General features: G+C 60.7%; 14 protein-coding genes. 1 reads left to right on the forward strand and 13 read right to left on the reverse strand.

Annotated elements, in window-relative coordinates:
- Positions 1 to 4 precede the first annotated feature (4 nt).
- From ACQUTG_RS10945 to ACQUTG_RS10960, 4 genes are all read right to left on the reverse strand, one after another.
- The gene (locus tag ACQUTG_RS10945; protein ID WP_428919433.1) at positions 5 to 1,213 is read right to left on the reverse strand and encodes an ABC transporter substrate-binding protein; all 1,209 of its coding nucleotides are present in this window, start codon (positions 1,211 to 1,213) and stop codon (positions 5 to 7) included.
- A 71-nt stretch (positions 1,214 to 1,284) separates the two neighbouring features.
- Positions 1,285 to 2,328: a branched-chain amino acid ABC transporter permease gene (locus ACQUTG_RS10950; RefSeq protein WP_428919434.1), complete on the reverse strand. Its 1,044-nt coding sequence runs from the start codon at positions 2,326 to 2,328 to the stop codon at positions 1,285 to 1,287.
- Between the two features lies 1 nt (position 2,329).
- Complete coding sequence (locus ACQUTG_RS10955; protein ID WP_428919435.1) at positions 2,330 to 3,208, reverse strand: branched-chain amino acid ABC transporter permease; 879 nt, start codon at positions 3,206 to 3,208, stop codon at positions 2,330 to 2,332.
- Positions 3,208 to 4,023, reverse strand: coding sequence for an ABC transporter ATP-binding protein (locus tag ACQUTG_RS10960; RefSeq protein ID WP_428919436.1), 816 nt, complete (start codon positions 4,021 to 4,023; stop codon positions 3,208 to 3,210). Before ACQUTG_RS10960 ends, ACQUTG_RS10955 begins: the two co-directional genes overlap by 1 nt.
- A gap of 247 nt (positions 4,024 to 4,270) precedes the next feature.
- On the opposite strand from ACQUTG_RS10960, the gene ACQUTG_RS10965 reads away from it, so the two are divergent.
- Positions 4,271 to 5,065, forward strand: a complete 795-nt coding sequence (locus ACQUTG_RS10965; RefSeq protein ID WP_428919437.1) for an enoyl-CoA hydratase/isomerase family protein — start codon at positions 4,271 to 4,273, stop codon at positions 5,063 to 5,065.
- Positions 5,066 to 5,106: 41 nt separating this feature from the next.
- Here the strand turns inward: ACQUTG_RS10965 and ACQUTG_RS10970 are convergent, their stop codons facing one another.
- The 9 genes from ACQUTG_RS10970 to ACQUTG_RS11010 all read right to left on the reverse strand — a co-directional run bounded on the left by ACQUTG_RS10970 (position 5,107) and on the right by ACQUTG_RS11010 (position 14,921).
- On the reverse strand, positions 5,107 to 6,330 hold the full coding sequence (locus ACQUTG_RS10970; RefSeq protein WP_428919438.1) for a CaiB/BaiF CoA transferase family protein: 1,224 nt from the start codon (positions 6,328 to 6,330) through the stop codon (positions 5,107 to 5,109).
- A gap of 24 nt (positions 6,331 to 6,354) precedes the next feature.
- The gene (locus ACQUTG_RS10975) at positions 6,355 to 7,818 is read right to left on the reverse strand and encodes an NAD-dependent succinate-semialdehyde dehydrogenase (RefSeq protein WP_428919844.1); all 1,464 of its coding nucleotides are present in this window, start codon (positions 7,816 to 7,818) and stop codon (positions 6,355 to 6,357) included.
- A 36-nt stretch (positions 7,819 to 7,854) separates the two neighbouring features.
- Positions 7,855 to 8,538, reverse strand: a complete 684-nt coding sequence (locus ACQUTG_RS10980; RefSeq protein ID WP_428919845.1) for a TetR/AcrR family transcriptional regulator — start codon at positions 8,536 to 8,538, stop codon at positions 7,855 to 7,857.
- A gap of 45 nt (positions 8,539 to 8,583) precedes the next feature.
- The gene (locus ACQUTG_RS10985) at positions 8,584 to 9,288 is read right to left on the reverse strand and encodes an ABC transporter ATP-binding protein (RefSeq protein ID WP_428919439.1); all 705 of its coding nucleotides are present in this window, start codon (positions 9,286 to 9,288) and stop codon (positions 8,584 to 8,586) included.
- A complete protein-coding gene (locus ACQUTG_RS10990; RefSeq protein ID WP_428919440.1) occupies positions 9,285 to 10,067 on the reverse strand; it encodes an ABC transporter ATP-binding protein in 783 nt (260 codons plus the stop codon). Before ACQUTG_RS10990 ends, ACQUTG_RS10985 begins: the two co-directional genes overlap by 4 nt.
- Positions 10,064 to 11,011, reverse strand: a complete 948-nt coding sequence (locus ACQUTG_RS10995; protein ID WP_428919441.1) for a branched-chain amino acid ABC transporter permease — start codon at positions 11,009 to 11,011, stop codon at positions 10,064 to 10,066. The genes ACQUTG_RS10990 and ACQUTG_RS10995 overlap by 4 nt, the downstream gene beginning before the upstream one ends.
- The gene (locus ACQUTG_RS11000; protein ID WP_428919442.1) at positions 11,008 to 11,877 is read right to left on the reverse strand and encodes a branched-chain amino acid ABC transporter permease; all 870 of its coding nucleotides are present in this window, start codon (positions 11,875 to 11,877) and stop codon (positions 11,008 to 11,010) included. The genes ACQUTG_RS10995 and ACQUTG_RS11000 overlap by 4 nt, the downstream gene beginning before the upstream one ends.
- Positions 11,878 to 11,953: 76 nt before the next feature.
- Positions 11,954 to 13,177 carry an ABC transporter substrate-binding protein gene (locus ACQUTG_RS11005; protein WP_428919443.1) on the reverse strand — a complete coding sequence of 408 codons (1,224 nt, stop codon included), beginning with the start codon at positions 13,175 to 13,177 and terminating at the stop codon, positions 11,954 to 11,956.
- Positions 13,178 to 13,307: 130 nt separating this feature from the next.
- Positions 13,308 to 14,921 (reverse strand): long-chain-fatty-acid--CoA ligase, encoded by a 1,614-nt coding sequence (locus ACQUTG_RS11010; RefSeq protein WP_428919444.1) that lies wholly within the window; start codon positions 14,919 to 14,921, stop codon positions 13,308 to 13,310.
- Positions 14,922 to 14,929: the final 8 nt, after the last annotated feature.

Consider the following 14,929-nt stretch of genomic DNA (forward strand, 5'->3'; position numbering starts at 1 on the left):
CCCCTCAGTCGAGGTGAATCCAGTCTGACACCGGCTCGTAACGGCCCTTCTCTGCATTGACTCGCCAGATCCGGCCAACCGGGAACGACATATCCTTCACCGTGACCGGAATGCCGATGATTCCGCCGGTGTCCCAGTCCTCGATGGAAGCCAGAGCCTCCGCCATGTTTTCCGCGTTGAGCTCCTTGTCGGCATCCAGGGTGCGCTTGATCACCTCCGTCCAGACCATGGCGTTGAACCAGCCCTGGATGTAACCGGTGGGTCGGTATCCGGCGTCGGGGTCACTCTTCTCGGCCTGGGCCCTGAGTGCATCGAGCATCGGTCCGGTTTCTTCACTGTCGTAATAGTTGTACGGCATCACCCCCATGTAACCATCGGCGTCCGCGCCCATCTTGTCGATGATCAGCTTGTCCGAGGACCAGAAGGTACCCATAAACTGGGTATCCAGGCCCATCTGTCGCATCTGCACCATGAATTCGTTGATCGGCGACAGCACGTAGCCGTGGAACACCACGTAATCCGGACGCACCCGGCGCAGTTTCAGGACCTCGGCGGACACGTCCACACTGCCGGGCTTGGTGACGATCTCCTCGACCACTTCAATACCCAGTTCGGCGGCCCGGGCCTTGCCATTTTCGATGGGATCCTTGCCGAATTCGGTATCGCTGTAGACGAAAGCAACGGTCGGCATGTCGCCCCCCTCACCCTGGGAAGCGATGTACTCCAGAATGATGCCGAACATCTGGCTGTAATTGGGGCCGGGGATGAACTGGTAGGGGTATTGCTCGTTATCGGTCAGCGCGGTGGCAAAAGAGGCACCGCTCATCAGCGTGGTCCCCATGCTGTTGAGCTCCGAAGCGATGGCCTTCATGAAACCGGTGCTGTCACCGTAATAGGTGGCGGGTGAACTGCTACCGGAAATTTTCTTGAAAGCCGCCACCGAACGGTCCACCTCGTAAGCGGTGTCTTCCATCACGTACTTAACCGGATGGCCATTGATGCCGCCCTGGCTGTTGATCCAGTCGGTGTAGTCCGTGAGCCCCGCATGCAGGTGGATGCCGGCAAAGGCGAACACACCCGAGAGCGGGATCGAGCCACCGAACACAATGGGTTCCTTGTCCTGAGCCATGGCTGGGGCGGCTATGGTTAACGCGGCAACCAGGCCACCAAGCCCGGCGAGCTTGCGTCCTTTCTTGAGAATGTTTCTGAACATGTTTCGTCTCCTTGCTGCTTCTTATTGTTGCTGTTGCACGGTCTCTCGGAGAAAGACTCGTTGAAACACGATTAATTCCGGAATGGCCACAGCCGGAAAAACCGGCGGATGCGATGCCAGATCTCCGCCAGGCCATGGGGTTCGAAAATCAGAAAGCCCACAATCAAGGCACCGAAGATGATTTCCAGCATCGGCGACATGAAGACGGGCGCATTGGGATAGAACGGTGTCAGGGCCGCCGTCAGCAATTTCAGGGCTTCCGGCACCAGGGTCATGAAAGCCGCACCGAGGATGCCCCCCAGCAGGTTACCCATGCCGCCCACGATCACCGCCGCCAGGTAGAAGATCGACATGGAGAGAGGGAAACTCTCCGGGGTCACTACCCGATAGAAATAGGCGAACAGCCCGCCGGCGACACCGGCATAAAAGGAGCTGAGCGCAAAGGACATCAGTTTGTAGCGCAGAAGGTTAATACCCAGGATCTCGGCGGAAATATCCCGGTCCCGGATGGCAATGAAGGCCCGGCCAACCCGGGTCCGCAACACATTGCGGGCCGCGAACACCATCACCACCGCCAGCGGTACGATGATGAAATACATCCGGAAATCGCTCTGGAAGGTCAGACCGAACAGTTGGGCCGGCTCCAGGCTCAGCCCACCCATACCGCCAGTGACCGATTCCCACTCGGCAAAGATGAAATGCAGGAACACGCTCGCCGCCAGGGTAGCGATGGCCAGGTACAGCCCCTTGACCCGCAGCGAGGGCAGGCCCACCAGAATCCCCACGGCGGCGGCCACCAGCCCCGCCAACAGCAGCGCCACCGGAAACGGCAGGCCGGTGTTGAGGGAGAGCCAGGCCACGGTGTAGGCGCCCACACCCATGAAGCCCGCCTGCCCCAGGGAAATCAGGCCGGTAAAGCCGGTCAGGATATTCAGGCCGGTGGTGCTGATCACGGCTATGCCCACCAGGCAACCGAGGTAAAGCAGGTAGGAGTCGGCCATGAACGGGAACAAAAGCAGAATCAGCATTAACAGCCCGAACCAGAATTTCTGGGTGTTACTGGTCCAGATCGCCTCATCGGCTTCGTAGGTCTGTTTTGCGTCACCGATGCGCATCTTATACTCGCTCTATTTCGTGGGTACCGAACAGGCCATAGGGCCGTATCACCAGGATTATCGCCAGCACCACAAATGTCGCCGGCATCCGGTACTCGCCACCGAGGTAGGCCCCGGCCACGGTTTCCAACCAACCAATGAACACGCCGGCCACCAGGGCACCGAGGATGCTGTCCAGGCCACCGACAATCACCACCACCAGCACACTCAGGCCGATAATCCCGAACTGCGGGCTAAGCCCCCCGGTGGCGGCCACCAGCACACCGGCCAGGGAGGCGGCGAGTGAGCCGAATACCCAGGCCAGGTTGAACACCCGGCGCACGTTGATGCCCATGGAATAGGCCGCGGCCTGGTCCGAGGCGGTGGCCCGCAAAGCCACGCCACCGCGGGAGAAGCGGAAATACAGCAGGTAGATGATCAACAGGGCGGAACCGATCAAAAAGCCGTAGGCGATTTTCGGGGCCAGGTAAAGCGGGCCGATGAACACCGGCTCCCGGGGCAGGAAGTTGGGCAACAACTGCGGGTCGGCGGTCCAGATGAACTCCACCAGCCCCACCAGGATGCTGGCGATACCAATAGTCACCATCACCACCGAAATCGGGGACTCCCCCAGCATCGGACGGATCATGGTCTTCTCGATCACCCCGCCCAGGATACTGCCGCCGATCACCGCCAGGGGCAGCGCGATCCATGCCGACATTTCCATACCACCGGCAAACGCCAGGAACAGATAGGCGGCGAACATCATTATTTCGCCGATGGCGAAGTTGATCACCCGGGTCGCCTTGTAGATCATCACGAAACCCAGGGCGATCAGGGCATACAACCCGCCCATGGCCAGACCGGCCAGACTGATTTCACCAAAAAACAACCAATCCATCAGGCGGCCTCCCCTTCCGGATTGAGTTTCTTGCGCAGGCTGTCGATGTCACTGTTGCCCAGGTAGGCCTTGATAACCTCCGGATTTTTCTGGACATCTTCCGGCTCGCCTTCGGTGATGACCTGTCCGAAGTTGAGCACGGCAATGTGGTCGGAGATGTCCATCACCATGCCCATGTCGTGCTCCACCATCAGCACGGTCACACCCCACTCTTCCCGGATATCCAGGATGAAGCGGGCCATGTCTTCCTTCTCTTCCCGGTTCATGCCCGCTACCGGCTCGTCCAGCATCAGCACCTTCGGGCGCATGGCTAGCGCCCGGGCCAACTCGACTCGCTTCTGCAAACCGTAGGACAGGCTGGCCACCGGCTGGCGCCGGATATGGTCGATCTCCAGGAAGTCGATAATCCGGTGCTCCACTTCCCGACGCACGTCCATTTCTTCGCGGCGGGCTGCGCCGAAATAGAACATGGACCCCAGCAGCCCACTGTTCATGTGCACATGGGCACCGAGCTTGATGTTGTCGAGCACGGTCATGCCGCGGAACAGGGCGATGTTCTGGAAGGTTCGGGCCAGGCCCAGCGCGGCCCGTTTCGGCGGCTTGATGCCACTGGAAAGCTCCCGCCCTTCGTAGCGGATGTTGCCCTGCTGGGGCTTGTAGAAACCGGAAATGCAGTTGAACAGCGACGTTTTGCCGGCACCGTTCGGACCGATAATTGTGGTGACGGTGTTCTCGGGCACCCGGAAGCTGACGTCCTGAAGAGCCTTCACACCGCCAAAGGACAGAGACAGGTTACTGATCTCGAGGATGCTCACTTTACCTCCCGGCACCCCTGGCGCCGGGCAACGACGCACGTATACACGCGCCGCTCCTACCCTGATCACGCCTGAAGATGATTGTAATTGTTGTTTTTTCTGGTTACCGGGGTCAGCCCGGGCACAGACTTAAAGTAGTCCATCAAGGCAACATTAGCCAAATGCTTCTATCCTGTTACCTGATGGCTCTCATTAACGGTTACGCACGAAACCGACCTTCAGATGCACCTCTGTCGGAAAAACGAATATGACAAGTAGACTGGTAACCACCGGATTCAACACTGACACCGGCGTGGCGACGCTTACCTTTAACCGGCACGAAGCCCTGAATGCGATCAATGTCCCACTGGCCGAAGCCTTTCTGGCCGCTGTCCGGAAGCTGGCAGAGTTGTCCGGGCTGCGGTGTGTGGTCCTTACCGGAGAAGGGCGTGCCTTTATGGCGGGCGGGGATGTTGCCAGCATGGCCGGCGGCCCCGAACAGGCCCGAAAGGTGGTCAATGCCCTGTTGGACGCGCTCAACCCGGCGATCCTGATGCTGCGTGACTTGAACGCCCCGATCATTGCCGGTGTCAGGGGCTTTGCCGCTGGTGCCGGACTGAGCCTGGCCCTGGGAGCCGACCTGATCATCTCCGACGCCAAAGCCCGGTTCATGGTGGCTTACGATGGCATTGGCACGGTCCCGGACTGCGGAGGCACCTGGTTCCTGAACCGCCGGATCGGTGCCGGGCGGGCCAGTCAGCTGATGCTGCTCGGACAGACGTTGACGGCCAGGGAGGCGCTGGACTGGGGGCTGATCAATCAGGTTGCCCCCGAAGGCGAGTTTGACGAGGCACTGACTGAACTTGCCTGCAAGGTTGCCAACGGCCCGAGCCGAGCCTATGCCGCTTTCCGGCGGCTCTCGGACGATGCCTTCGGAGCCGCACTTTCCGGACATCTGGAAGCCGAGAGACAGGCTTTTCTGGAGGCGGTTGGAACCCAGGATTTCCAGGAAGGGGTAGCCGCGTTTCTCGCCAAGCGACCGGCGCAATTCCGGGGGCGATGAACGCTGCGGGCGCCGGTCGCTGAACAGCCGCACCGCCGGGGTCACGAGATCACACCGCGCTCCCGGAGCGCTTCAATTTCCCCGGGAGACAGGCCGGCAACCCGCTGCAACACCTGTTCCGATTGTTCCCCCAGCAGGGGCGGTGCCGTGCGATAGTCCACCGGGGTCAGTTTCAGCTTGATCGGATTACCAACCGTCGGTACCTCGCCCAGTCTGGAGTGGGTGACACTCTGCCTCATGCCCCGCGCCAGCACCTGGGGATCATCGAACACCTGATCCAGGGTGTTCACCGGTCCGCAGGGTACCCCGGCCTGCTCCAGAATCCCGACCCACTCCCGGGTTGAGCGCATCACCGTGGCCTGCCTCAGTCTCGGAATCAGTTCCTTGCGGTTGGCCACCCGGAAACGGTTGGTGGCGAAGCGTTCATCACTGGCCCACTCCGGGTGTCCGAGCACATCGCACAGCCGGGCAAATTGCTGGTCGTTGCCCACCGTCAGCACCATATTGCCATCCGCCGTCGGGAAATCCTGGTAAGGGACGATGTTGGGGTGGGCATTGCCCATGCGGGCCGGCGCCTTGCCCGTGGTCAGGTAATTCATAGCCTGATTGGCCAGGCAGGCCACCTGCACATCCAGCAGCGCGGCCTCCACAAACTGGCCTTCGCCGGTCCGGTCCCGGTGGCTGAGGGCGGCGAGCACGCCAATGGTGGCGTAGAGCCCGGTCATGATGTCCGTCAGGGCCACCCCGACTTTCATCGGGCCGGCGCCGGGCTCGCCGTCCGGCTGGCCGGTGATGCTCATCAGCCCACCCATGGCCTGAATCAGGAAGTCATAGCCGGGCCGGTTCGCGTATGGACCATCCTGACCAAAGCCGGTAATGGAGCAATAGATGAGTTTCGGGTTGATACGCCTGAGGCTGTCGTAATCCAGGCCATAGCGTTTGAGACCGCCAACCTTGAAATTCTCCAGTACCACATCCGACTCGGCCACCAGCTTGCGGACCAATGCCTGCCCCTCGGGATGGGCAATGTCCACGGCCAGGGACTGCTTGTTCCGGTTGGCGGTCAGGAAGTAGGCGGACAGCTCGTCGTTACCATCCGCGCCCTGAAGATAGGGCGGCCCCCAGGACCGGGTGTCATCCCCGGTACCCGGGCGCTCGATCTTGATCACTTCCGCACCCAGATCCCCGAGGATCTGACCCGCCCAGGGGCCAGCCAGAACCCGGGAAAGGTCCAGCACACGCAGGTGCGACAGGGGGCCTGCCATCCGACTCTCCTCGCAACCGACGTGTTAGCGCATGCCACCGAGGCACAGGTATTTGAGTTCCATGAACTCATCCAGGCCATAACGGGAACCTTCCCGGCCAAGGCCGCTTTCTTTGACCCCGCCAAAGGGCGCCGCCTCGGTGGAAATGATACCCTCGTTGATACCGATCATGCCGGTTTCCAGGGCCTCGGCCACGTGCCAGATGCGACGGATGTCGTTGCTGTAGAAATACGCCGCCAGGCCGAATTCCGAGTCGTTGGCCATGGCAATTGCCTGTTCCTCGGTCTCGAACCGGAACAGCGGCGCCACCGGGCCAAAGGTCTCCTCGCTGGCCACCAGCATGTCCTGGGTGACGTCGGTGAGGATGGTCGGCTCGAAGAAGGTGCCGCCCAGCGCATGAACCTTGCCCCCCAGAGCCACTTTTGCGCCCTTGGCGGTGGCATCGGCGATGTGGCGCTGAACCTTGTCGAGCGCCGCCTCGTTGATCAGCGGGCCTTGCTGGGTGTCGGCCTCGAGACCTGCGCCCACCACCATCTTGCTGACAGCTTCCTTCAGTTTCTCCACAAAGTCGTCATAAACACCAGACTGGACATAGATCCGGTTGGCGCAGACACAGGTCTGCCCGGTATTGCGATACTTGGAGGCCATCAACCCGGCCACCGCGGCATCGAGATCGGCGTCATCGAAGATGATGAACGGGGCATTGCCACCGAGCTCCAGGCTCACTTTCTTGACCGTGCCGCTTGCCTGGCGCATGAGCAGCTTGCCCACCGGTGTAGAGCCGGTGAACGATACCTTGCGAACCACCGGGTTGGTGGTCAGCTCCTCACCCACCGCCGGCGCCCGGCCTTTCGAACAGGTCACAATGTTGATAATCCCGGGCGGAACACCGGCCTCCTCCGCCAGCACCGCCAGCGCCAGCGCACACAACGGGGTATCCTCCGCCGGCTTGACCACCACCGGGCAGCCGGCGGCCAGAGCCGGCGCCACCTTGCGGGTGATCATGGCCACCGGGAAGTTCCAGGGTGTGATCGCCGCGACCACTCCGATAGGCTGTTTGATCACCACGATGCGCTTGTCGCGGCCATGGCTTGGGATCACGTCGCCATAGGCACGCTTGGCTTCCTCGGCAAACCACTCGATGAAACTGGCACCGTAACCCACCTCGCCCCGGGCTTCCGCCAGCGGCTTGCCCTGCTCCGCGGTCATCAGCCGGGCCAGGTCTTCCTGGTGTTGCATCACCAGGTCGAACCAGCGACGCAGGATTCCTGCCCGCTCCTTGGCCGGGCGCGCGCGCCATTCAGGCCAGGCCGCCTCGGCCGCCTGGATTGCCCGCCGGGTATCGTCGGCGCCCATGTCCGGTACGTCGGCCAGGTGTTCGCCATTGGCCGGGTTGGTCACCGGCAACACATCACCGGAACGGGCCTGCACCCATTCGCCATTAATATAGGCGCTTTCGCGCAGCAGTTCCGGATTCGTCAAACTGATAGTCATCACAGTCCTCACAGGAGAGAGTCAACGCCCTCAGAGCAAATAGCTTTCAATCACATCCCTGACAAAGGCAGCATAGTCGTCAACGGCCACATTCTGGTCGCGGTATTTCCGGCGCTTCAGGTACCAGTCCTGCAACAGGGCCTTGATCATCGAAGCCACCAGCCGGGCATTCCTGGGCCGGTAGACGCCTGCCTTGATACCGTCCTCGATGACATCCAGGAAGATGTCTTCAATCTCCAGTTCGATGGCCACGGCATCCCGCTTTTCCGGCGCCGGCAGGGTTTTCGCCTCCATATAGGAGAAATAGAACCAGGCCCGCATCAGTTCACTCAGGTACAGATGCGCCTTGATCGCCGAGAACAGCTTGTCACGTACGTCATCCACCTCGCCAGTGTAGTGCAACAAAGTGCGGCGGGTGATGGTGAAGCCGTGGCTCTGGATCAGGTGGATCAGGTCATCCTTGTTGCGAATGTAGGCATAAAGGCCACCCATGCTCATGCCCGAGTCCGAACACAGATCTCTCAGGGTCATGGCATGGAACCCCTTGGAATTAGCCAGTCTCAGCGTCGATTCGATGATGCGGATCAGGTTCTTGACCGCCGTCGCCTCCTTCTTGATGCTGATCCTGTCCTTGTTCTGGCGGTATACCTCACGGACGACACCTTCCTTGGACAAACTCAACTCGTCGCGAAACGCCTCATAGTTTTCAATCATTGCTGCCACGCCTGTCTGCTCCTGCGGCGGGGATTATAAATCAGATCACGCCACCGACAGGAACCGGTCCTGGGTTGCCTGATCTTTGCGCAACTCGTCGCTGGGCGCCTCATGCACGACCTGCCCTTTTTCCAGAATGTACGCCCTGCGGGCATGTTTCAGGGCGAACTGCACGCTCTGGTCAGTGAACAGAATGGTGGTGGTCTTGCTGAGATCGTCGATCAGCTCACCGATCTGCTGCACAATGACCGGAGCCAGCCCTTCGTTGGGCTCATCCAGCAGCAACAGGCGGGGCTGGATCATCAGGGACCGGGCCACCGCCAGCATCTGCTGCTGGCCACCGGAAAGTGTGGCGCCGTCCTGGTCCGCCCGCTCCCCCAGCATCTCGTACTTCCCGAGGATGCCATCGACGGTCCAGCGCGCAGTGCTGCCCTTGCGCTGGTACGAGGCCACCTCCAGATTCTCCCGCACCGTCAGGCCCGGGAAAATCCGCCGGTCCTCGGGCACATAGCCAATACCTGCCCGGGCAATCTGATGGGCTGGCAGACCGTGGATTGGCTTGCCATCAAAAATCACCTCTCCGGATCTCGGCGGCGTCAGGCCCATGATGCTTTTCAGAGTCGTACTCTTGCCGGCACCGTTCCGACCCAGGATACAGACAGTCTCACCCTCGTCCAGTTGCAGCGTAACACCTTGAAGCGCCTGGCTCTCGCCGTAGAAGGTCTGGATATTGCGAACATCAAGAATCATGGGTTGGCCTCCTCGACCGCTTCCTCTTCTTCCTCACCCAGATAGGCGACGCGAACCTCCGGATGGTTCTTCACTTCCTCCGGAGTTCCGGCAAACAGTTTTTCACCGCGATGCATGACCAGGATGCGGTCGGCAAGATTGAACACCACATCCATATCATGCTCGGTAATCAGGAAGGTGTAATCACCACTGTCCGCCAGGCTCTTGACCAGTTTGGTGGTACGACGGGTCTCGTCCGGGGTCATGCCGGCAGTGGGTTCGTCCAGCAGGACCAGTTTGGGCTGTGTTGCCAGCACCATGGCAATCTCCAGCAAGCGCTTGTCACCGTAACTGATGACCTCGGCACGCTGGTCCCTGAGACCGTCAATGCCCAGCCGTTTCAGATACTCCACCGCTTCCTGCTGGATGCCGGTATTACGGGAGGCAATGTTGAACAGTTTGCGGCTGTGGCCGTGATAGGCCGACAGCACCACTTCCACGTTCTCCTGCACCGTCATCTCGGGGAAGATGTTGTTGATCTGGAACGAACGGGACACCCCCAGCCGGCTGATCTTGTGCGGCGGCAGTCCGGTGATGTCCTGGCCATCGAGCATGATCTTGCCCTCGGTCGGCTGCATCCGCCCCGACACCATGTTGTAGAAGGTGGTCTTGCCGGCACCGTTGGGTCCGATGATGGCAATGGTTTCCTTCGGCATGACTTCCAGGTTGATACCGTTCACTGCGGTAACGCCACCAAACCGCTTGGTCAGGTTATTTATGGTCAGGATCGGCTTGCTCATTTCTTCACCTCCATCCACCAGTCAAGGGCGGTACCCAGCAGACCCTTGCGGAAGAAAATCACCATCATGGCCAGGATGATGCCCAGAACCAGCATCCAGGACTCGGTATAGCTGGTGATCCAGGTTTCCAGCAGCACGAACACCGCAGAGCCGACAAACGGTCCCAGGAAATAACCGGTGCCGCCGAGAATGGCCATCAGTACCGGCTCGGCGGACATGGACCAGTGCAGCAGCTCCGGACTGGCCACCCGCAGGAACGGGGCAATCAGGCCACCGGCCAGACCTGCGAAGGTGCCGGCAATCACGAAGGCCACCAGACGGTAGGTACGCACATTCAGGCCGGCGAAGGACACTCGCTCCGGGTTCTGGCGGATCGCCTTGAGGATCATGCCGAAAGAGCTGCGGCAGATCAGGTACAGCACCACCGCGGCAATGGCAACGATGGCCAGCACGACATGGTAGTAGACCGCCGGGTTGCCCAGGGTCAGATCCAGACCAAGCCCGAAGGAGCCCAGGGTGAAACCGGCCAGGCCGTCACTGCCGTTGGTCACGGAACGCCATTGATAGGCGATGGCGAACACCATCATGCCGAACGCCAGAGTCAGCATGGCGAAATAGACCTCGTTGAGGCGGACGCTGAGGAAGCCGATCACCAGGGCCAGCAGCGCCGAGGCGCCCATGGACACCAGCAAACAGGCCAGGAATGGCCACTCCAGGTGGATCAGCACCAGCGCCGTGGCGTAGGAACCGATGCCGAAGAAGGCCGCGTGCCCGAAACTGAGCATGCCGGTATAGCCGAAGATCAGGTTGAAGCTGGCCGCGAACAGGCCAAGGATCAGAATCTCGGTGAGTATGAAAATATAGAAGTAGGAGGCAATCCAGGGCACCGCAATCAGCCCCGCAACCACCACGGCCAGAAGGCCCATCAGAATCTTGGTCTTCATGCGGTCGCCCCCTTGCCCATGATGCCGTTAGGTTTGAACAACAGAACCAGCGCCATGCCAAGGAACGGCAGCAGCAGGTTCACTTCCGGCAGATAGCGGCCGCCAAACCCGTGAATCAGGCCCAGGATGATGGCGCCAAGCAAGGCACCCGGGAAGCTGCCCAGGCCGCCGATGACCACCACGATGAAGGACTCGATGATGATCTTGTCCCCCATGCCCGGGTCCAGTGCCCGCATTGGCGCTGCCACCACGCCGCCAACCGCCGCCAGCCAGGCACCGAAGGCAAACACACCGGTGACCACCATGCGGGTGTTGATACACAGGGCTTCGGCCATGTCCCGGTCCAGTGCCGCCGCGCGCATGATGCGACCCACGCGGGTGCGGTTGAACAGGTACCAGAGCCCCGCCAGCAACAACAGGCCAATGACAATCACAAACAGGCTGTAGGTGGACACGGAACTGCCCAGCAGCTGCACCGATCCGGACAGCAACTGAGGCGGCTGGACCACCTGGATGCCGCTACCCCAGATGGTGCGGACACTCTCGTTGATGATCAGCAGGATCGCGAAGGTCAGCAGCAGACTGTCCGCCACGTCCCGGCTGTAGATGAATCGCAACAGCAGCCGATCAATAATGACGGCCAGGATGGCCACACCGATCGGCGCCAGCAGCAGGGCGGCCCAGAAGGGCATCCCCACAAGATTGATCAGGGTGAACGCCAGGTAGGCTCCCAGCATGTAGAGAGCCCCGTGGGCAAAGTTGATGATGTTCAGAACACCGAACACGATATTCAGACCCACTGCGATGATGAATAGCAGCAGCCCGATATCGAGACTGTTCAGCAACGCCGCTCCGATGCCAGACATGGATTACCTCATTAGGTTAGGGCCGGTTACGTGGCGCCCCGAAGGGCGCCACGGCAAGCTGGTGAAAAGGTTCAGATCAGAGCTTGCAACCGGTCTCTTCGATGGTGCGGGCTACTTCTTCACCGTCAAAGATCTGCAGGTTGGTCAGAGTCCGGATACCGTGCTCGGCATGCATCGGGCCGGAAACACCCCAGTTCGGGCTGACCATGGCCTGGTGATCCCCGGCACGGAAGGTCACGGTGCCATTCGGCGCTTCCATGCTCATGCCACTGAGGGCCTTGGCCACAGCCGGACCCTCGGTGGTTCCGGCCGCTTCCATCGCCTGCTTGTAGGCATAGATGGCAGCGTAGGCACCCTCGGCGTTATAGCTGGGCGGCGTACCATAGGCATCCATGTAGGCTTTGACAAAGCGGTCGTTCACTTCATTGTCGTAGGCGTCATACCAATAGCGCGTAGACAGGTGAACCCCCTCGGGCATTTCCTCACCCAGGGCGGACAGCACCTCGGTCGCCGCGCCGACGGTAAACATCACTTCCATGTCCTTGTCGAAGAAACCACGGGTATTGGCCTGACGGATGAAGTTGACCAGGTCACCACCCCACACTGAGATCAGCACACCCTCGGCATCGGAGTTCATCACCCGGTCAATGAATGGCGTAAAGTCCTCGGCACCAAAGCGCGGGAAGTTGGTCTCCGACATCAGGTTCACATCCGGCTTGATCTCCTTGAGGTAGTTACCGAAGAACTCCCAGGACTGGTGACCGAAGGCGTAGTCCGGACCGATGGTGGTCCAGTTGGTGGCGTCGGTTTCGGCCGCAACCAGAGCGGCCGCCTTCATGTTCTGGGCCACGTTGACGCTGATGCGGTAGGTGAACGGGTTACACAGTTTGCCGGTGACGTCCGGCGTGGCGGCGTGCGTGATGATCAGCGGCTTCTGCAACTCTGGCATGGTCGGCACCATGCCCTGGGCAACACCCGAGCTGTCCAGGCCCACCAGGGCTTCAACACCCTCGGAGTAGACCAGCTTCCGGGCGGCCTGGATGGCCACCGATGCCTTGCCCTGGCTATCCTCATAAACCATCTCCACCTGACGACCCAGGATGCCGCCGGAGGCGTTGATTTCATCCACTGCCAGGTTGATACCCTTCTGGGCAAATTCACCGTAAGTGGCAGCACTGCCAGACAGAATGTAGATCCCGCCAATCTGGATGGGCTCCTCGGCATAACTGGTCCCGGCGGTACCGAGAGTTGCGGCTGCGGTCATCGCAACCAGCAGTTTCTTCATGCTTGTTTTTTTCATGGTATTGCTCCTGTGTTCTTGTCTTTGTTGTCACTGGAACTTTCAGGCCCATTACATCGGGGCCGGTTTTCGTTGGTCTGAATGCGTTGTTCGCGCTATTGCAACCTCCCGCTGACCATGGTCAGCCCAATCATCGGGACAATGAGTCCCGGAGAATGTTCTTGCGGATCTTGCCGGTAGCGGTCTTGGGCAGCTCGCCCAGCACCACCTTCCGCGGCGCCTTGAAATGCGCCATGTTGTCCCGGCAAAAGGCAATGATGTCCTCGGCGGTCAGCTCGTCACCTTCATCCACCGGATTGACGAAGGCACAGGGCACCTCGCCCCACTTCTCATCCGGCATGGCCACCACCGCAGCCTCGGACACTTTCGGGTGCCGGTAGAGAACCTCCTCCACCTCGAGGCTGGAGATGTTCTCACCGCCAGAGATAATCACATCCTTGGCCCGGTCCCGGATTTCAACGTAGCGGTCGGGGTGCATGACCGCCAGGTCGCCGGTATGAAACCAGCCATCCCGGAAGGCCTTGTCGGTAGCGTCCGGGTTCTTGAGATAGCCCTTCATCACGGTATTGCCACGGATGCAGATCTCGCCCATGGTCTTGCCGTCGGCCGGTACCGGCTCGCCACTGGTCATATCCAGGATGTCCACGTCGTCCAGGCCATGGGTGGGTACGCCCTGGCGGGACATCTTTACTGCCCTTTCTTCCAGGGGCAGCGCCCGCCATTCCGGCTGGGGCACGCACAGGGTGGACGGGCCGAAGGTTTCGGTCAGGCCGTAAAGGTGGGTGATCTCGAAACCGATTTCCTCCGCCTTGCGGATCACGCTGCTGGGAGGCGCAGCGCCACCCAGGGCGAAACGGGCGCGCCGGGAGAGGGTCAGATTCTCGCGGCCGAGATCCTGCACCAGCATGTTCATCACCACCGGGGCGCCACACATGTGGGTCACGCCGTATTCCTCGATACGGCGATAGATCTCCCGGGTATCGACTTCCCGCAGGCAGACATGGGTGCCGCCAACGGCAGTAATCGCCCAGGTGTAGGCCCAGCCGTTGCAGTGAAACATCGGCAGGGTCCATAGATAGACGGTCTCGGCGGTCATATCGAAGGCCATGGCGTTCGACATGGCGGCCAGGTAAGCACCGCGATGGTGGTAGACCACGCCCTTGGGATTGCCGGTGGTGCCGGAGGTGTAATTCAGGGTGATGGCGTCCCACTCATCATCAGGATGCAACCACGATGACTCCGGGTCGCCCTCCGCCAGCAGGGACTCATAGTCCAGTTCCGCCAGGCCTTCGCCGGGGCCCGCTTCGCGTTCGATGGCCACCAGCAGCGGCGGCACCTCGAGTTCGGCAATCGCCGCCCGGACCTGGTTTTCCCACTGGGTGTCGTAGAACAGCACCCGCGCCTCACCGTGGGCCAGGATGAACGAAAGGGTGCCCGCGTCCAGACGGATGTTGATGGAATTAAGTACCGCACCGGCCATGGGCACCGAGTAGTGGGACTCAAGCATTTCATGGCTGTTGGGACACAGGATCGCTACTGTATCGCCGGGGACAATACCCCGGGCGCGAAGGGCATCCGCCATCTGCCGGCAACGGCGATAAAGGTTCCGGTAGGACAGACTCATGTCATCGTCGATGACAGCCCTTTTGTCCGGGTACACCCGCGCGGACCGCTGCAACAGAGTCAGCGGTGTCAGGGCGGAATGATTGGCGGCAGTCTTGTTCAGATTCTTGTACTTGTTCATATCGCACC

Source organism: Marinobacter sp. DUT-1, assembly GCF_050379415.1.
Lineage (GTDB): Bacteria > Pseudomonadota > Gammaproteobacteria > Pseudomonadales > Oleiphilaceae > Marinobacter.